Raw genomic sequence first — 18212 nt, forward strand, 5'->3', positions numbered from 1 at the left:
TGACGAAGACGCGCGCGTCGACGCCCGAGCGGCGCGCCCTTTCATCTGCGGAGCGCCTGTGACCGTTCGCAATCTCGACGCGTTGTTCCGACCGAAATCCGTCGCCGTGATCGGCGCTTCCGAGCGGCCGGGCAGCACCGGCGCGATGGTGTGGGCGCGGCTCCTGGAAGGCGGCTTCGACGGCCCGCTGTGGCCCGTCAATCCGAAGTACCACACGCTCAACGGCCACGCCGTGATCGCCGATGCCGGCGACTTGCCTCAAGCGCCGACCGTCGCGCTGATCTGCACGCCGCCCGCGACCTGGCCTTCGATCATTCACAAGCTCGGCGGCTTGGGCACGCGCGCGGCGATTATCGTCGGCGAAGCACGCTGCGATGACGACCGGCTCGCGTTGCGGCATGCGCTTTCGGCGGCGCGGCCGCATCTGTTGCGGATCGTCGGGCCGGGTAGTCTCGGCGTCGTGTCGCCGGCGCTGCGCGCGCATTTCGGCGCGCCGTCGTGCACGGTGAAGGCGGGCGGCGTCGCGTGGGTGTCGCAATCGAACGCGCTGACCAATGCCGTGCTCGGCTGGGCGCACGCGCGCGGCCTCGGTTTTTCGCACGCGGTCGCGCTGGGCGGCGAGGCTGATGTCGACGCGGGCGACGTCCTCGACTATCTGGCGAGCGATCCCGGCACGCGCGCGATTCTGCTCGAACTCGACAGCGTGCGGGCGGCGCGCAAGTTCATGTCGGCGGCTCGCGCGGCGGCGCGCAACAAGCCGGTGCTCGCGCTGCGCTCGGGCCGCGCCGATCCGGCGGACGCGCTTTACACCGCTGCGTTCCGCCGCGCGGGCATGGTCCGCGTGGACGCGCTCGACGATCTGCTCGACGAAATCGAGACGCTCGGCGTGGGCCGCGTCGCGGCGGGCGCGACGGCGACGCTGATTACGAGCGACCGCGGCCTTGCGACGCTCGCCTGCGACGCCTTCGCCGCCGCCGGCGATACGCTCGCGCCGTGGCCGGAGGAAGCATCGCAGGCATTGCAGCAAGCGTTGCCGAACGTGATGGGCGGCAATCCGCTGCAACTCGGCGACGACGCGCGTCCCGAGCATTTCGGCACGGCGCTAAAGCTGCTGGCGCAACATCGCGGCACCGGCACGGCTTTCGTCGTGCATGCATCGACGCATAGCGCGCCGGTCGACGAGGTCGCGCAGGCATTGATCGCGAATCAACGGTTCGCCTATCGCGGTCTGCTCGCCTGTTTCTTTGGCGGCGTGGACGCGGCTACGCGCGATGCGTTGCACGCGCAAGGCATTCCGGTTCACACGACGCCGCAGCGGCTCGCCCGCGCGTTCGCACGTCTCGTCGATTATCGGATGGGGCGCGAATTGCTGATGCAGACGCCGGAGGGTTTGCCTGCCGAAGTCCCCGACGCAATCGACGCCGCGCAAGCGCAGGTTTGCGCGGCGCTCGCGGCAGGTGAGCACCAACTAACCGGCGAAGCCGCGGCGGGCCTATTGGAGCGGTTCGGGCTTCGGGTCGAAAACGAAGCGGGCGGCGCGCATGAGGCCAAGCCGATAGTCGGCATTGCGGTCGCGCTTCACGACGACGATAACTTTGGCCCGGTGTTCCGCTTCACGGCGCCATCCGCGGATGCTGTCTCCGAGCCGTTGCGCGTGTACGGCCTGCCGCCGTTGAACCCGGTTCTCGCGCGCGACATCGTCACGCGGTCGCCCTATGCGCGGCTCGTCGCGCCCGAGCCGGCGCTCGCTGCGCTCACGGCGCTGTCGCACGCGGTGTGCGATGTGAAGGAGATCGTCGGATTGTCGTTGACGCTCAATGTGTACGACGATCACGTCGCGGTGCTTGAGCCGATCGTCAACATTGCGGCGAAACGCAGCCGGCTCGCGATCGTGCCGTATCCGCGCCGTTTCGAAGAGACGCTCGACTGGGAAGGTCTGCGTGTGACCGTGCGGCCGATTCGCCCGGAAGACGAGGCCGCGCATCACGATTTCGTCGAAGCGATGACGCCTGAGGATTTGCGCTTGCGGTTCTTCGGCGCGGTCGGCAGCTTCGATCATTCGCAGCTCGCGCGCATGACACAGATCGACTACGACCGCGAAATGGCGCTGATCGCGACCGTGCGGGACGAAGCCGGCGTTTCGCGCACGCTCGGCGTGGTGCGCGCGGTTGCCGATCCCGATAACGAAACGGCCGAGTTTGCGGTGGCGATCCGCTCGGATCAGAAGGGGCGACGGCTCGGGCGGTTGCTGACGGACCGGATCATCCGGTATGCGCGGGCACGCGGCACGCATTGGCTGGTGGGCGAGGCGCTGCGCGAGAACACCGCGATGATCGCGCTCGCAAGGGCGAGCGGCTTCACGATGACGCCGACGGAAGATCCGGGCGTGGTGGGGTTTCGGATGGCGCTGGATGACTCTGGCGAGAGCGAAACGCCGTCTATCCGATGACGAAAGCACACATCGGTTCGGACGTTTCTTCAAGTTCTTCGGCTGAGAGTATCCCTACAATCTTACGACGCGGTTACGTTCCGACTTCAATTGCTGGAACGCCTGCCGTGCGACGCTCAGCGTTCGCGTGAGAAATTTAGTTAGCTCTCTTAAAAGGTCAACGAATGAATAAGAAATGTATCCGCGAGCCAATCGGGCGCGGGGTGGCGCCGAATTATCGTCTGGCGCTGCTGCCAGCCATGTTGATGGCAGTCGTGGGCACTGCGTGGGCCGTGGACGGCGGTGTCGTAGCGGCGGGCGCCGGCGCGATCAAGACGCAAGGCAAAACGACGACGATTTCGCAGTCGAGCGACAAGATGATCGTCAACTGGAAGAACTTCAACATCGGCAAAGATCAGTCGGTGATTGTCAATCAACCGGGCGCTACATCGGCTGTGCTCAACCGCGTGACTACCGCGAATCCGACCCAAATCGACGGCACGCTGAAGGCTAACGGGCGCGTGTTCGTGGTGAATCCGGCCGGGGTTGTGTTCGGCAAGAGCGCGAAAGTGGATGTTGGGAGTCTGGTGGCGTCGACGCTGGATGCGAATGATCAGCAGTTCATGAATATGGACGGCAAACCAGACCGATACCTCAATCTTTCCGCTGGCGGCAGACAAGGGCAAGTAACGAATAACGGACAGCTGACCGCTCAGGAGTCTGTGATCCTGTTGGGCCCTCAAGCGGCAAACTACGGCACCATTCGCGCTAAAAACGTGACGCTTGGCGCCGCCGATGGCGCGGCGATGGTACTTAGGGATTCCGGCATCTCGGTCTCGCTTGGTCGGGAAGCGCAGAATGCGTTAGCCGCGAATTATGGTGTTATTGCTGCAGATGGTGGCGACGTAAAGCTGTCCGCAGCCGCTGCTGGTGCGATGCTTGGCACAGTGGTTCACAATGCGGGGGTGATCGAGGCGACGCGCGCATCGCCAGCTTCGGGCGGCTCCATCGTACTTGGTACTGAGCGTGACGGGAAGGTCACTGTGGGTGGCCGCTTGACGGCTGACGGCAAGGTTCGGGTAACGGGGCAAATGCCATCCACATATGTGCCATTCGACCCATCCACAGCACCCACTAGCGGCCGGGCTCCTGCGGGTCACGACATAACTGTGAATTCTGGCGCGAAAATAGAAGCCGCTAACGGCACCGTTGAAATTGACACCGTCGGCGGCAACGTCTCAGTCAACGGCCGGGTCGCTTCATCCATCGCCGATATCAGCGCTTACGGCGGTGCCCTTGCCATCAATAGCGCCATCAACGCCGGCCAGGTGGGGATTACTGGCGGCACTGTCAGCATCAACGCGCCGGTGAACGGCGGGAGCCTTGTGCACATATCCGGTACCGAGCGCCTGGAACAGAATGCGAATGTGAACGCAAGTACCGGCTCGGTTTTCCTTGAATCGTGGCATGGGGATATCGCCCAGTCCGATGGCGTTAAAACATCTGCCGCGACATCCCTCACATTGTTCTCAGGGTCGCTTGCGCCCGATCGACCAGCCACTGGCAACCTTCGTGTCGCAAATCTCAATGCCAAGACCATCAGCATTTCTGGTGGCGATGTCACGTTGGCGGGTAACCTTAAAGCGGACGGCGACATCTCGGTTCAGTCCAAACTGTATAACCCGCCGTGTCCCAGCGACGCGACGTGCGCGGCGGTCATGGCCGGCGGGCGTCTCCGTCAGGTTGGCAACGTGACAAGTCAGGACGGTAACGTCACGCTAAAGGCACACAGTTCGATTTCGCAGCAGGTTTCCTCGCGCACCATGGCGGGCGATAGCGTCATGCTGAGTGCCTCCAGTGTCGAGACCGGCACAATTCGCGCAGACAACCGGATCGCGATCGATGCCCGTGTCTCGCGCCTTGGCGGTAGGCTGACGGCTCAGGAAGTCGATCTGCCGGCGAATACGCAGAACACGGACCACAACATTCGCATCCTGCCGAAGTCGGCGAACCTATAACCGTCCGTTTGATTTGACGGCGTGATCGCGTGCTCGCACGCGGCAACTTGCGGCGGAGCAACAGACGGGAGAGGCGCCAACCGCGTCTCTCCTATCCGCTAACTCACACTGCCCACCAATACTTCACCTTTGCGCGCCGGCCAGGCTTTGGCGAGCCGCTGCGGGCGCGTCACTCCCAAAGCACCAGATTTGAAAACCGTTGCCCGATATCGGTATCCGCATCGTCTGTTGCGCACCGCATGGTTGCCGTTGCTTGGCGCGGCCGCTTGGCATGCTACCGCCGATGCATATGAGCCGACGAACGCAGGCTCACTGCTTCGTCAAAATCCTGAACTGACACGAGGCTTAGGTGGCGAGCCCAGTGTTGATCGAGTGGCTCCAGTACAACCTCCTTTTCCCGAAGCGTCTCAAAACGGCGAGTTCTCGTTTTCTGTCAATGCCTTCGACTTTGGTGGCGCCTTGTCTGCGCAGGAGCAGCAACGCGCCGACGAGTTTCTCGCGCCTTGGCGCGGGCGTCATGTCACGCTTTCGCAATTGCGCGTAGTGCGCGATGCGCTAACCGCAGTTCTGTACCACGATGGAGACGCGCTTATTCGCGTCATCCTCCCGCTGCAAACGGTGACGGACGGCGTTATACACTTTCAGATCGCGCGGGGCCATGTCGAGTCGGTCGTGGTCCGAAATACATCTGACGTAGCGACAGACCGACTAAGAGAGATTCTCGAAAGCGCGAACGAGAGCGCGTCTTCATTGCGCTACATCGAGCGTAATACACATTTGGTCGAAGAAATTCCTGGTGTGGGATTGGTAACGCCTACGTTGTCAGCCGGGACGGAAACAGGCGGCACGACTGTCACGGTCGATGTCGAGCCGGGCGACCGCTTCTACGGCGCCGCAGTGATCGATAACGCCGGTTCCAGGCAAGCGGGCTGGCGCCGACTAGGCGTGACAGGCGGCGTCAACAATACCTTGGGACTCGGCGATCAGTTCCAGGCGACAGCCTATCTGACGCCTCGCTTCATGCAGACCAAAGCGGGCGAAGATGGCCATACCCGCCTGGGCCGTGTTTCCTACGACCTGCTCACGGGCGTAGGTGCGAGTCGAGCCGGTATCGCATACTCGCGCGTCGACTACAAACTCGGGGAAGCGTTCGCGGGCCTGGGAACGGGTTCCGCCAATGTAATCAGTCTCTACGGGACGAACCCCGTGATTCGCTCAGGCACCGTGAGTCTCGACGTGGGCGCCAGTCTCAACTTCAAACGATCCAGCGACGAAAAGTTCGGCGAAATTCTTCGCACCGACGAGCGCAGCGTTCTTGCTTCGGTGCGCGTCGACGGCACCATGCTCGGGCAGCTCGACGAGCGCCCGAACGCGATTCAATACAGCGCGATTGTCAGTCGCGGTACGGCGAAGCAGAGAGAATCCGACTACTCGGGCAGTGTTGCTGCGTTGAGCGGGCGACGATTCGACTTCTATAAGGCCGAGCCGGCGCTCGCCTACGTGCAGGCGATTACGCCGACCATTCGCGCGTCCGTTCAGATGCGCGGGCAATGGGCGAGCCGCAGTCTCGATAGCTCAGAGCGGCTCGGGCTTGGTGGTCCATCGGCGGTACGCGCCTATGATCAGAACGCGGCCTCGGTGGACGATGGGTTCGTGTTTTCCGTCGCCGCGAGCAAGTCCTTCAGCAGTATTCCCGGTACATCCCTGCAAATCTTCTACGACGATGCACGAGGGAGAACGCGCGGCGACGGCCCCATACCCGGTGGCAGCGTCAGACTGCAAGGCTACGGGATCGGCGCAAGTTTCAGCGGCAAACGCGTGGCCGCGCAACTGAGCTATGCGATGCGAGCAGGGCACGCTCCGGCGCACACGGCTCGTCAGCAGACTTGGGTTACGGTTTCCACAACGTTTTAGGGAATAGCGCGCGATTGCGCTGGCTTGTTGCCGTGCGCCGACTCGTTAAAAACGCCGTTCAACCGGGAGGCTGAACGGCGTTTTTACGTTAGAGAACGTCAGCGTGACAATTGCGCGGTGAAGATCTCATCAGCGATAGATCACCGCGAATGGTCGAGTCACGACGTCTTGACCGAAACCGACACTCCAGACCGGATGGTTGGAGCCCGCCCAGATCGGGGGGGCAGTCGCCATTTGCAACCTATAACTGTCGAGGCGAACGAACGAGTAATACGGAATGCCGTCGTCCCAGTACTGGCCCATCGTGAACACTGTTTTGCCGTCCGGTGAATAGACGAACGGGAGAGACCAATTGTCCGGAATCCCGTCGGTTATCGCTTTGAACGACTTTGCGCCGACATCGTAAACAAGCGGTGCGATTCCTTGCTTATTCGTTCCAAGTAGAACCTGGTTGCTGTCGAGCACGTGGAGATCGTGAACACCGGCATCGGCGGGGGTAATTGGCTGCAGAACATTGTATTGGCCAGACTGTGTATCGAGGTTGGCAATGAACGGAACGAGCTGATTTTCGGTACTCGGATCGGCGAGATACAGCGTCTTCTCGTCGGGCGTCAGACCTACCAGCAACGCTTGCGAATGCGTTGTCCCGACAGGGTAGCTGGCAATCTGGCTGTGCGAGTTGATATCCACCACGGCGATCGACTGCGCGCTACCGGTTCCTGCGTTCTTGACCACATAGAGCCGCTGGCTGGAGACATTACGTTGTGCCGCGATTCGCTTAGCCCCCGCAATAGGCAGGTTCCAGGCGACATTCAGGGTGCTCATGTCGTAGGCGCGAAGTCCGGTAGTACTACCCTGCTGCCATATGACATAGGCGTACTTGCTGTCGCCGGACAATTGCATGTCCACGATTTCTTCGGCGATCGTTTTCTGAAGCTTTAGCGTATCGGAGTGCGTATCGATGTAGCCAAGCATCGTGCTGTGGTTTTGCCGATTGACCAGCGTGTATGCGACTTTGTTGCCGTCGGGCGTAGCCGCGAAATGACGAACCACGAAGCCGTCCGCATTGGGAATGGTCAGGTAGTCCGCAGCATAGTCGAAAGTCTTACTATCCTGGATCACTACGATGGGCGGATCATTAGCTGTATATACAGAATAAATTTTGCTTCCCGGTTTTCCGTAATACGCTTGCACGAGGCTGACGTCGCCCGGGCTCAAAACGCCAAAGCCCATCCAATCGGGGTTGCAGTAGTTCATTACGGAATGCAGGTCCCAAGGTCCAAAGACCACGCCGTCTGCTGTCTTAGGTTCGCGCAGGACCTCCGGCAGATCTTTGCACCATTGAGGCGTTTCTGGTCGATCCTGCTCATGAGCAAACGCTAATAGATGGCCGAATTCGTGCACGGCGATTGTCTTAACGCAGACCTCCAGGTCGTCCCAGTTGTAACAAGGCAACCACTTCACGCAGTTTCTTGAATCGTCCCATTTCGCACATATCGAACCTCCGAACGCACCCAGCAGTTGGACGTTGTTTTGAAAGTGGATCCCTGCTTCGCCGGCCTTCCTTGTTTTGGAACTGTCGCTCGTGAAGACCAGTCGAATCCCCAAGTAAACCGGCCCCTGCTCATAGTCGGGGCACTGGGTCCAGTCGGCAAATGTGACGTCCGAATTCGCGTCCCAGGTACTGGTTACGGCTTCTCTGACCCATTTACGTTGCGTTTCATTCCAATCCGCTGCGTTCTCCCAACATACGTTGATCCGGTGCGAGTTCCAGATCCACGGAGCAACAACATAACCCCCCAGCGAAGCGCTGCTCAGCTGAGACGCTCTAAATGACATTGGGGCATTCGTCGAGGCGCGCGCAGCAGAGGACAACTTCACCTCCGTGAACTTCGGCGTCTGCAGAGATGTCTTGCTCGCGCTTTTCGCCGTGTTTGCTCCGGTAGACGTGGGCTGGGACGACACACCGTCGCCTGCGCCGCATGCAGCCAGAGATGCCGCGAGCGAGCCGGCCATGAGCCATCTAACGATGTTTCTCGTCAGGCTCCTTCTAATATTTTTGATCATCAGGATAAAAGGATTGTGAGTGAATAGGATTGTTCTTGTTCGAAACACTCGCGTTTCAGATCGTCCGATGCTTCCTCGACTTTCTCTCATGTCTCCATCAAAAGTCTAAGAGTCGATTGGAATCCTAACTAAGTAGAGGCCACGCAACCTGGCTTTCGGCAAACTCGTAGAAGGTGAGTCATCCCTCCTGCGGCTTACTCTCAACTGTGATAGTTAATTTCGGCGATTTGTAAGCGAACTGACGAGTTTGTAATATCCGGGGCCATGTGACAAGAGTCACCCATTCGTTACAGCCGAATTTGTGTAATGGCGGAAGTTTCCGCTCTCTGCATTCCTACGCGCGTAGGGCGCGACTGGCTTTTTCTGCGTGGTTTGTCGGCGTATGCCGTCAGAAGTGCGAGCAGCGGATCGGACACGAGACATGAGACGCCGCCCTACGAGACGCAGCGCGGCGGTTGCTTTCGCGTTGCGGAAAGCGCACCAAAGGCGGAGATGAGAAGGCAATTGCAGAGCAAGCCGCGCAGGTGCTCGCTCTAGGACAATGATCTGTACAAGACAAGATCAGCAAGCCGGCACCACCGCGCTGGTGCCCGGCCAACAATTATTTAGGCAGGCAACTTCCCCGCCGCCTCATCAACCTGCGCCCGCGTCACCGCCAACTCTTCGAGCCACGCATCCGCATACACCGCACCGGTTTCACGCTCCAGACGCGCGATCGTCGCCGCGCAACGGTTCGCATCTTTCGGCGTCGCGATAAACGACTTCACCGACTGCCCCGCCTTGAACGCATCGAACAGCGGCACGCGAATGTCGTCCGGCAGCGCGCGCGTCGTCCATTGGTACGGCTTGCCGTTGAACGTGAACGACGGCGGCAGCACGCGCTCCTTCTTGGCCGCCGGAATCAGGCCATAGGTGCGCGCCGCTTCGCCAATCTGTTCCGGCGAAAACAGCTCGTCCGGGCTGATGTCGAATTGCTGGATGAAAGTCTCGATGCTCTGCATTGCCGCCGCGCGATCGTCGCGGCGCTTCTGCGCATGAGCGACGATGTCGCGCAGTTCGTCGGCTTCTTCGGGTGTGATCGTGAAGCTCGATTGCTTCTGCTGGAGTTCGGAAAAACGCTGGAATTCGGAGTCGGTCAGAAGTTTCGCCATTGCTTATCGATGGATGCGCACGAATGACTTCACGCGGCGTCGTTTTTTGAGAGGGCCGCCATTCTAAACCATATACGCGAGCGGCCCGAACTGAACGTGCCGCCGCGAATTCCATCAACCACACGCCACGCACATCTCAACTGCACTTCCACCACACCTCAAACCGTCTGCTCGCGAAACATCGAAAGCGCCTGCACCGTTTCGCGCAGCAGCGTCGTTGCGGCCGCGAGCGTGGGCGCGACATATTCGTCGATACGCTTCAGATACGGGCAGGTGAGCGCCGCAATCGCCTGGCCGGACGGGCCGAGAACCGGGAATGTGACGTCGGTCACGCCGAACGTCTGCTGGCTGTCCTTCTGCGAAAAACCGGCCGCTCGAATCCGCTCGCACGCGGCTTCGAGCGCCTCGCGGTCTATCGTCACTTCGCCCTTGACCTTGGTGTGCTCGGCAAGCATCTGCGCGCGCTGTTCGACGGTCTGGAACGCGAGCATCACGCGGCCTGAGCCCGTGTCGATCAAACCGACGCGCGAACCGAGCCGCACCGACATGCCCCACGTGCCCGGTCCATCCACTTGCGCGATGACGAGCAGATTGCCGCGGTCGTACACGGCCAGATGGCACGATTGTTCGGCGGCATCGGCGAAACGTTGCATCAGCGGCAACGCCTCCGAGATGAGCCGGTTCATCGGCGGATGACGATGCGCCAGCGCATACAGCTTCAGGCTAAGCGAATAGCGGTCGCCGCCCGTGGAGCGCACCACGTATTGCCGCGCGACCAGACGCTCGAGCATCCGATACATCTCGCTCGCGTTGCGCCCGAGCAGCTTCGTGATCTCGGCGCGCGTGAGCCCTTCCTTCTGCTCGGCCAGCAACTCGAGGATGTCGAGGCCCTTGTCGAGCGCGGGCGCGCGATAACGGTCGGCATCGTCCTTGTCTTCTGCGTCCATCGTGAGCGAGTTCCGTGAGCTGTTCTCAGTAAGTGGCGCTTGAGTGTAAGTGCCGCAGCGCGCTCCGTGCGCGCCGATGCGTCCAGGGAAAACACGGACGGTTGGTGCAGTGCACTTCGCTTGACTTCGAAAAGTCCGTATATGAATAATACGTTCATTGGTGAATGAGCGCACGCCAAGATTCGCACAGAGTCGCCAATGCACATAAGAAAGCGCAGGACGAAGTGCCGGCATCCACGACCGGTTCACGCAGTTCAACAACGCATATCAGGAGACACAGTCATGTCGTTCGCGAAAGAGCCGAAGCCGGCTCGCCAATTGTTTTCCCGTTCGTACCGTCAGTCGCTCTTCACCGTGGCCGCGTCCGCGTGCATCGCCGGTTTGAGTCTGGGCGGCGCTGCGCAGGCCGCCGAGGCGGGCAAGGTCGGCCTCGGCCTGCCGCTGCTGACGTCGCCGTTCTGGCAGTCGTACAACAACTATCTGCCGAAGTACGCGAAGGAGATGGGCATCGACATCCTCGCGCCGGTGAATTCGAATGGCGATCCGGTGCAGCAGATCACCGACATGAACAACCTGTTGAACCTGGGTGCGAAGGGCATCGTGGTCGGCCCGCTCGACTCCGCCGCGATCAGCCGCGCGCTCGACGCCGCGACGGCGCGCAACGTGCCGGTCGTCGCCGTCGACGTCGCGCCGACGCAAGGCAAGATCGCGATGGTCGTGCGCGCCGACAATCACGCGTACGGCGAGAAGGCGTGCAAGTACATCGGCGAACACGTGAAGTCGGGCAAGGTCGTGCAGATCATGGGCGACCTCGGTTCGGTGAACGGACGCGACCGCTCCGAGGCATTCCGCTCATGCCTGAAGGGCTTTCCCGGTTTGAAGCTGCTGGAAATTCCGGCGAGCTGGAAGGGCGACGTCGCGGCTACCGGACTCGACAGCCTGCTTACCGCGAATCCCGACGTGAAGGCGATCTACATGCAGGCGGGCGGCGTGTATCTGTCGCCGACGCTGCAAACGCTGCGTCGCAAGCAAATGCTGTTTCCGGCCGGCGACGCAAAGCACGTCGTGATCGTCAGCAACGACGGCATTCCGCAGGAATTCGACGCGATCCGCCGCGGCGACATCGACGCCACCGTGTCGCAGCCCGCCGATTCGTACGCGAAGTACGGCCTCTACTACATCAAGGCGGCGTTGGCCGGCCAGACCTTCAAGCCGGGCCCGACCGATCACGGCAGCACGATCATCCAGCTCGCGCCGGGCATCCTCGAAGACCAGTTGCCCGCGCCGCTCGTCACGAAGTCGAATGTCGACGACAAGGCGCTGTGGGGCAATACCGTCAAATGAGCGGCGACATGAGCGGCGACATCAGCGAGCGCACGTCACGCGCGCGAATTGCTTCGGTGGTCGAAGCATTGTCGGTCACCAAACGCTACGGCTCGACGGCGGCGCTGAACGACGTGAGCATTCGCGTGATGCCCGGCGAGTCGCATGCGCTCGTCGGGCGCAACGGCGCGGGCAAGTCGACGCTCGTGTCGATCCTGACCGGCTTGCGCAAGCCCGATACCGGCGACGTGCGCTTTAACGGCGAGCCCGCGCCGCCGCTCGCGGACCGCGATGCATGGCGCGAGCGCGTGGCCTGCGTCTATCAGCATTCGACGATCATTCGCGACCTGTCCGTCGCGGAAAATCTGTTCATCAACCGGCAGCCGTCGCGAGGCGGCGTGATCGACTGGCGAACCATGCGCCGCGACGCGCGCGCCTTGCTCGACCACTGGAAGATCGACGTGCGTGAAGACGCGCGCGCCGGCGACCTGAGCGTCGAGGCGCGGCAACTCGTCGAGATCGCGCGGGCGTTGTCGTACGGCGCGCGCTTCATCATCCTCGACGAACCCACTGCGCAGCTCGACGGCGACGAAATCAAGCGGCTCTTCCGGCGTATCGAGGAACTGCAGCGCGAAGGCGTGACCTTCCTGTTCATTTCGCACCATCTGCAGGAGGTGTATGAGATTTGCCAGGCGGTCACGGTGTTGCGCGACGCGCGGCATATCGTCAGCGCGCCGGTTTCCGCGTTGCCGCGCGAACAGTTGATCGAAGCGATGACGGGCGAACGCGGCGGCCTTCTGGTCGCGGACGCGGCGGCGCGCGAACCGTTGCGCGCCGACACCGCGATTGCGCTGCAAGTCGACCGGCTCAGCGGCGCGGATTACGAAGACGTGTCGTTCGCCGTCAAGCGCGGCGAAGTCGTCGGCTTGACCGGCGCGACGAGTAGCGGCCGCACGAGCGTGGCGGAAGCGATTGCCGGCCTGCGCGCGGCGAAGCGCGGCACGATCAGCGTGGACGGCGTGAGCCTGCCGCCCGGCGATGTGCCCGCGGCGCTCGCGCACGGCATCGGCTGCGTGCCGAAAGACCGCCATCACGAAGGGCTCGTGTTGACGCAATCGATCGCGGAAAACGCGTCGATGACGATCGCGCGGCTCTTCGGCAAGTTCGGCATCGCGACGCCCGCAAAGAAAAACGCGTTCGGCCAGAAGATGATCGACGCGCTCGGCATCGTCGCTCAGGGACCGGAGCACGTCGTATCCGGCCTCTCGGGCGGCAATCAGCAGAAGGTCGTGATGGCGCGCGCACTCGCCACCAATCCCAACGTGCTGGTGCTGATCGACCCCACGGCGGGCGTCGACGTGAAATCGAAAGAAGCGCTGCTCTCCGTCGTGGATCGCGTGCGCGAAGAAGGCAAGGCCGTGCTGGTCGTGTCCGGCGAACTCGACGATCTGCGCACCTGTGACCGTGTTCTCGTCATGTTCCGTGGCCGTATCGCCGCGGAATTTCCCGCGGGCTGGCAGGACCAGGATCTGATTGCATCCGTTGAAGGAGTAAGTCTCCATGAAGAATAGTGTGCCCAGTCCCGCGTTCGGCGCGGCGCAGGCCCAGGTCCACGCGCAAGCGTCCGCATCCGCATCTGCATCGGCTTTGCGCGGCAAACGCGGACGCTCGCAATTTGCCCGCTTGCGTGAACTCGCGCTGTTGCCGGCGCTCGTGCTGCTGATTGTGATCGGCGCGTTCGTGAGCCCGAGCTTTCTCACGCGTGCGAATCTGATCAGCGTGCTCGGCGCGTCGGCGGCGCTCGCGCTTGTCGTGCTCGCCGAATCGCTGATCGTGCTGACGGGCAAATTCGATTTGTCGCTGGAATCGACGGTCGGCATTGCGCCGGCCGTGGGCGCGATGCTCGTGATGCCGGTCGCCTCCGCCGGATTCGGCACGCAATGGCCCGCCGCGGCCGGCTTGCTGGCGATTCTCGCGGTCGGCGCAGTAGTCGGCGCGATCAACGGTTTTCTGGTGGTGCGTTTGCGGCTGAACGCCTTCATCGTCACGCTGGCCATGCTGATCGTGCTGCGCGGCATGCTCGTCGGCGCGACCAAGGGCGGCACGCTGTTCGACATGCCGCCGTCGTTCTTCTCGCTCGCCACCACCATCGTATTGGGCTTGCCGTTGTCGGTGTGGCTCGCAGCGGTGGCCTTCGCGATCGCCGCCTTCATGCTGCGCTATCACCGGCTCGGCCGCGCGCTCTACGCGATCGGCGGCAATCCGGAAGCGGCGCGCGCGGCGGGCATTCGCGTCGAGCGCATCACGTGGGGCGTGTTCATTCTCGGCAGCATGCTGGCTTCGCTTGGCGGCCTGATCGTGACCGGCTATGTCGGCGCGATCAATGCGAACCAGGGCAACGGCATGATCTTTACGGTGTTCGCGGCAGCGGTGATCGGCGGCATTTCGCTCGACGGCGGCAAGGGCACGATGATCGGCGCGCTCTCCGGCGTGCTGCTGCTCGGCGTCGTGCAAAACCTGCTGACTCTGGCGCAAGTGCCGTCGTTCTGGATTCAGGCGATCTACGGCGCGATCATCCTCGGCTCGCTGATGGTGGCGCGCCTCGCGAGCGGCGAAGGCCAGAACTAACACAACGCTCATTCAACGGCCTGACGGAGAACTCATTTGACGAGCCGCCAACAAGAAACCGATCCGCGACTGATCCTGCTCAGTCCGGACGACAACTGCCTGATCGCGGCGGCGCGTCTCGACGCCGGCACGCAGGTGCAGATCGAAGGCGAAAGCGTCACGCTCTCGCGGACCATCGAACTCGGGCACAAGGTGGCGCGCCGCGATCTGGCGAAAGACGACAAGGTGCTGCGCTACGGCGCCGTGATCGGCCACGTCACCGAAGCGGTGCCGCGCGGCGAGCATCTGCATACGCACAACCTCGAAAGCGATTACCTGCCGACGTACACGCACGACGCGGGTCATCAATTCGTCCACCACTGATTTGCGCATCACGAGGCGGCCTCGCGCCGCGCTGGAACGAACATGACTGAGACATCCGTAGCAAGCGCCTCTGCGCAACAGCCGACGCTGCAAGGCTACCTGCGCAGCGACGGCCGCAAGGGCATCCGCAACGTGGTTGCCGTCGCGTATCTGGTCGAGTGCGCGCATCACGTGGCGCGCGAGATCGTCACGCAGTTTCGCGAGCCGCTCGACGCGTTCGGCGACGCGCATGCCGCGCATGAAGCGCCGGTTCATCTGATCGGCTTTCCCGGCTGCTATCCAAACGGCTACGCGGAGAAAATGCTCGAGCGGCTGACCACGCATCCGAACGTCGGCGCGGTGCTGTTCGTGTCGCTGGGATGCGAGAGCATGAACAAGCACTACCTCGTCGATGTCGTGCGCGCGAGCGGCCGTCCCGTCGAAGTGCTGACCATTCAGGAGAAAGGCGGCACGCGCAGCACGATTCAGTATGGCGTGGACTGGGTTCGCGGCGCGCGCGAGCAGCTCGCCGCGCAGCAGAAGGTGCCGATGGCGCTGAGCGAACTCGTGGTCGGCACGATTTGCGGCGGCTCCGACGGCACCAGCGGCATCACCGCGAATCCGGCCGTGGGCCGTGCGTTCGATCATTTGATCGATGCGGGCGCGACCTGCATCTTCGAGGAAACCGGCGAACTCGTGGGCTGCGAGTTTCATATGAAGACGCGCGCGGCGCGGCCCGAACTCGGCGATGCGATCGTCGAGTGTGTGGCCAAGGCGGCGCGCTATTACTCGATTCTCGGGCACGGCAGTTTCGCGGTCGGCAACGCTGACGGCGGCCTCACCACGCAGGAAGAAAAGTCGCTCGGCGCGTATGCGAAAAGCGGCGCGTCGCCGATCGCGGGCATCGTCAAGCCGGGCGATATTCCGCCGACCGGCGGCCTGTATCTGCTCGACGTGGTGCCGGACGGCGAGCCGCGTTTCGGCTTCCCGAACATCAGCGACAATGCGGAAATCGGCGAACTGATTGCGTGCGGCGCGCATGTGATTCTGTTCACGACCGGACGCGGTTCGGTGGTGGGCTCGGCGATCTCGCCGGTCATCAAGGTGTGCGCGAATCCCGCGACATATCGCAATCTGTCCGGCGACATGGACGTCGACGCAGGCCGCATTCTCGAAGGGCGCGGCACGCTCGACGAAGTGGGCCGCGAGGTGTTCGAGCAGACCGTGGCGGTGTCGCAAGGCGCGGCGTCGAAATCGGAAATGCTGGGCCACCAGGAATTCATTCTGACGTACAAGACATTCGAGCCGGTCGGGCCCGCGTGCCTGCCGTCGAGCGTGGCGGCGCCGCGTCGCGTGGTGGCGGTCGAGCCGCAGTAACGCAGCGCAGGAAGGCAGCGCAAGAACCGCAGTGAAGAACCGCACTGAGCGTCGGCTCGCGGTGTGATAAAAAGCTCATTCGACAGAGTGGGACCAGGATGGAGACGGGTACATGACCGCAACGATCGGTTCGAAGGTTCGGCAGCGCCGCCGCGTCGGGCGTAGCGCGCTGGAATTAACCGGCTTGAGCCTCGGCAGCGCGCCGCTTGGCGGCCTCTATCGCGACCTGTCGGATGAAGAAGCGCACGCGACCATCGCGGCCGCGTGGGACGCCGGCGTTCGCTATTTCGACACCGCGCCGCATTACGGGCACACCAAGGCGGAGCATCGTCTGGGCGACGCATTGCGCCGCTATCCGCGTGGCGAGTATGCGCTGTCGACCAAGGTAGGCCGCCGCTTCGTGCCGCGCACGACGCCCTACGACGGCAAGGAAGGCTGGCAAAATCCGCTGCCCTTCGAGGCGATTTACGACTACACGCACGACGGCATTCTGCGTTCGTTCGAAGACAGCCAGCAGCGGCTCGGCATCGTCGACATCGACATTTTGCTGGTGCACGACATTGGCCGCGTCACGCACGGCGACAACAATCCGCATTACTGGCGGCAACTGACCGAAGGCGGCGGCTTTCGGGCGCTCGACGAACTGCGCTCAGCCGGCGCGGTGAAAGCCGTGGGACTCGGCGTGAACGAAAGCGCCGTGATTCTCGACGCGATGGCCGAGTTCGATATCGATTGCGCGTTGCTCGCGGGCCGTTATACGCTCCTCGAACAGACGACGCTCGACGACCTCCTGCCGGCGTGCGAACAGCGCGGCGTCAGCATCCTGTTGGGCGGCGCTTTCAACTCGGGCATTCTGGCGCGCGGCGTCGAAGGCGATCTGAAATTCAACTACGGCGAGGCGCCGCGCGAAGTGATCGAGCGCGTTGCGCGGCTTGAAGCGGTGTGCCGCGCGCACGGCGTGCCGCTCGCCGCCGCGGCCTTGCAGTTTCCGTATGCGCATCCGGCGGTCGCCACCGTGCTGACCGGCGCGCGCAGTGCCGAAGAACTGCGCGAGAACGCGGCGTCGTTCGAGTTGCCCATCCCGGCGGCCTTGTGGTCCGCCTTGCGCGACGAGGGCCTGCTCGACGCCCGCGCGCCCGCGCCAGAGGACTGATCCGAACATGCGTATCGATGCCCACCAGCACTATTGGGACCCCGCCCGCGGCGATTACGAATGGCTCACGCCGGAGCTCGAGATTCTGTACAGGCCGTTCGGCCCGGCGGATCTTGCGCCGTTGCGGGAGCAAACCGGCATCGAGAAAACGGTGGTCGTGCAGGCGGCGCCGACCATCGACGAAACGCGTTATTTGCTGGACATCGCGCGCAACGAGCCGTCGATTGCCGGCGTGGTCGGCTGGGTGCCGCTGCTGCTGCCCACCGCGCCGGCTTTGATCGACGCGCTCGCGGACGAGCCCAAGTTCAAGGGCGTGCGCCCGATGCTGCAAGATCTGCCCGACGACACCTGGATCGCGAATCCCGATCTCGCGCCGGCCATCGACGCGCTGATCGCACACGACCTCGCGTTCGACGCGCTGATTTACGCGCGGCACGTCGAACACGTTGAAACCTTCGCGCGACGCTTTCCGGCGCTGCGCATCGTGGTCGACCACGGCGCGAAGCCGCCGATCCGCTACGGTCAGGCGGGCTGGCAGACCTGGGCCGAGGCAATTACGCGGCTCGCCGCGTTGCCCGGCGTGCACTGCAAGCTGTCCGGACTCGCGACCGAGGCGTCGCCAGGCTGGACCGAAGACACGCTGCGGCCCTACGTCGACCATCTGCTGACCACGTTCGGTCCCGCCCGGCTGATGTGGGGCAGCGACTGGCCGGTGCTCGAACTCAACGGCGATTATCTGCTGTGGCATTCGGTGGCGAACACGCTGCTTTCGTCGCTCGCCGACAGCGAGCGCGAAGCGATTTTCGGCGGCAACGCCGCAGCGTTTTATCGACTGTGATGTGACCCAAGCAAACAGACCAACAC

13 protein-coding genes are annotated in these 18212 nt (G+C 62.8%); 10 read left to right on the forward strand and 3 right to left on the reverse strand.

The window, feature by feature from the left end:
• Window positions 1-58 precede the first annotated feature (58 nt).
• From C8K18_RS29180 to C8K18_RS29190, 3 genes are all read left to right on the forward strand, one after another.
• Entirely contained in the window at window positions 59-2449 is a 2391-nt protein-coding gene (locus C8K18_RS29180; RefSeq protein WP_107710690.1) for a GNAT family N-acetyltransferase, read from the forward strand.
• A gap of 164 nt (window positions 2450-2613) precedes the next feature.
• On the forward strand, window positions 2614-4446 hold the full coding sequence (locus tag C8K18_RS29185; protein WP_107710671.1) for a filamentous hemagglutinin N-terminal domain-containing protein: 1833 nt from the start codon (window positions 2614-2616) through the stop codon (window positions 4444-4446).
• Between the two features lie 189 nt (window positions 4447-4635).
• Window positions 4636-6360 carry a ShlB/FhaC/HecB family hemolysin secretion/activation protein gene (locus C8K18_RS29190; RefSeq protein WP_258196214.1) on the forward strand — a complete coding sequence of 575 codons (1725 nt, stop codon included), beginning with the start codon at window positions 4636-4638 and terminating at the stop codon, window positions 6358-6360.
• Window positions 6361-6489: 129 nt separating this feature from the next.
• On the opposite strand, the gene C8K18_RS29195 is transcribed toward C8K18_RS29190, so the two are convergent.
• From C8K18_RS29195 to C8K18_RS29205, 3 genes are all read right to left on the reverse strand, one after another.
• Window positions 6490-8376: a hypothetical protein gene (locus C8K18_RS29195; protein WP_107710673.1), complete on the reverse strand. Its 1887-nt coding sequence runs from the start codon at window positions 8374-8376 to the stop codon at window positions 6490-6492.
• A gap of 656 nt (window positions 8377-9032) precedes the next feature.
• Window positions 9033-9578: a hypothetical protein gene (locus tag C8K18_RS29200; RefSeq protein WP_006047515.1), complete on the reverse strand. Its 546-nt coding sequence runs from the start codon at window positions 9576-9578 to the stop codon at window positions 9033-9035.
• Window positions 9579-9736: 158 nt separating this feature from the next.
• Entirely contained in the window at window positions 9737-10525 is a 789-nt protein-coding gene (locus tag C8K18_RS29205; RefSeq protein ID WP_006047516.1) for an IclR family transcriptional regulator, read from the reverse strand.
• A 282-nt stretch (window positions 10526-10807) separates the two neighbouring features.
• Here C8K18_RS29205 and C8K18_RS29210 point away from each other — a divergent pair, with 282 nt between their 5' ends.
• From C8K18_RS29210 to C8K18_RS29240, 7 genes are all read left to right on the forward strand, one after another.
• Window positions 10808-11869 (forward strand): sugar ABC transporter substrate-binding protein, encoded by a 1062-nt coding sequence (locus C8K18_RS29210; protein WP_165919881.1) that lies wholly within the window; start codon window positions 10808-10810, stop codon window positions 11867-11869.
• A gap of 8 nt (window positions 11870-11877) precedes the next feature.
• Window positions 11878-13419: a sugar ABC transporter ATP-binding protein gene (locus C8K18_RS29215; RefSeq protein ID WP_107710691.1), complete on the forward strand. Its 1542-nt coding sequence runs from the start codon at window positions 11878-11880 to the stop codon at window positions 13417-13419.
• Entirely contained in the window at window positions 13409-14476 is a 1068-nt protein-coding gene (locus tag C8K18_RS29220; RefSeq protein WP_107710674.1) for an ABC transporter permease, read from the forward strand. The genes C8K18_RS29215 and C8K18_RS29220 overlap by 11 nt, the downstream gene beginning before the upstream one ends.
• 36 nt (window positions 14477-14512) lie before the next feature.
• On the forward strand, window positions 14513-14839 hold the full coding sequence (locus C8K18_RS29225; protein WP_006047520.1) for a UxaA family hydrolase: 327 nt from the start codon (window positions 14513-14515) through the stop codon (window positions 14837-14839).
• Between the two features lie 42 nt (window positions 14840-14881).
• Entirely contained in the window at window positions 14882-16195 is a 1314-nt protein-coding gene (locus tag C8K18_RS29230) for a UxaA family hydrolase (RefSeq protein WP_107710675.1), read from the forward strand.
• A gap of 112 nt (window positions 16196-16307) precedes the next feature.
• Complete coding sequence (locus C8K18_RS29235) at window positions 16308-17348, forward strand: aldo/keto reductase (protein WP_053859733.1); 1041 nt, start codon at window positions 16308-16310, stop codon at window positions 17346-17348.
• Window positions 17349-17355: 7 nt separating this feature from the next.
• Window positions 17356-18186, forward strand: coding sequence for an amidohydrolase (locus C8K18_RS29240; protein WP_107710676.1), 831 nt, complete (start codon window positions 17356-17358; stop codon window positions 18184-18186).
• Window positions 18187-18212: the final 26 nt, after the last annotated feature.

The organism is Paraburkholderia sp. GV068 (assembly GCF_003058125.1).
In the GTDB taxonomy this organism is placed as follows: Bacteria; Pseudomonadota; Gammaproteobacteria; order Burkholderiales; family Burkholderiaceae; genus Paraburkholderia; species Paraburkholderia graminis.

Coding starts and splice junctions, on each gene's coding strand:
- C8K18_RS29195 (WP_107710673.1), bottom strand. CDS start 8,376: ATGGCCGGCTCGCTCGCGGCATCTCTGGCTGCATGCGGCGCAGGCGAC.
- C8K18_RS29230 (WP_107710675.1), top strand. CDS start 14,882: ATGACTGAGACATCCGTAGCAAGCGCCTCTGCGCAACAGCCGACGCTG.
- C8K18_RS29210 (WP_165919881.1), top strand. CDS start 10,808: ATGTCGTTCGCGAAAGAGCCGAAGCCGGCTCGCCAATTGTTTTCCCGT.
- C8K18_RS29220 (WP_107710674.1), top strand. CDS start 13,409: ATGAAGAATAGTGTGCCCAGTCCCGCGTTCGGCGCGGCGCAGGCCCAG.
- C8K18_RS29205 (WP_006047516.1), bottom strand. CDS start 10,525: ATGGACGCAGAAGACAAGGACGATGCCGACCGTTATCGCGCGCCCGCG.
- C8K18_RS29185 (WP_107710671.1), top strand. CDS start 2,614: ATGAATAAGAAATGTATCCGCGAGCCAATCGGGCGCGGGGTGGCGCCG.
- C8K18_RS29200 (WP_006047515.1), bottom strand. CDS start 9,578: ATGGCGAAACTTCTGACCGACTCCGAATTCCAGCGTTTTTCCGAACTC.
- C8K18_RS29215 (WP_107710691.1), top strand. CDS start 11,878: ATGAGCGGCGACATCAGCGAGCGCACGTCACGCGCGCGAATTGCTTCG.
- C8K18_RS29240 (WP_107710676.1), top strand. CDS start 17,356: ATGCGTATCGATGCCCACCAGCACTATTGGGACCCCGCCCGCGGCGAT.
- C8K18_RS29235 (WP_053859733.1), top strand. CDS start 16,308: ATGACCGCAACGATCGGTTCGAAGGTTCGGCAGCGCCGCCGCGTCGGG.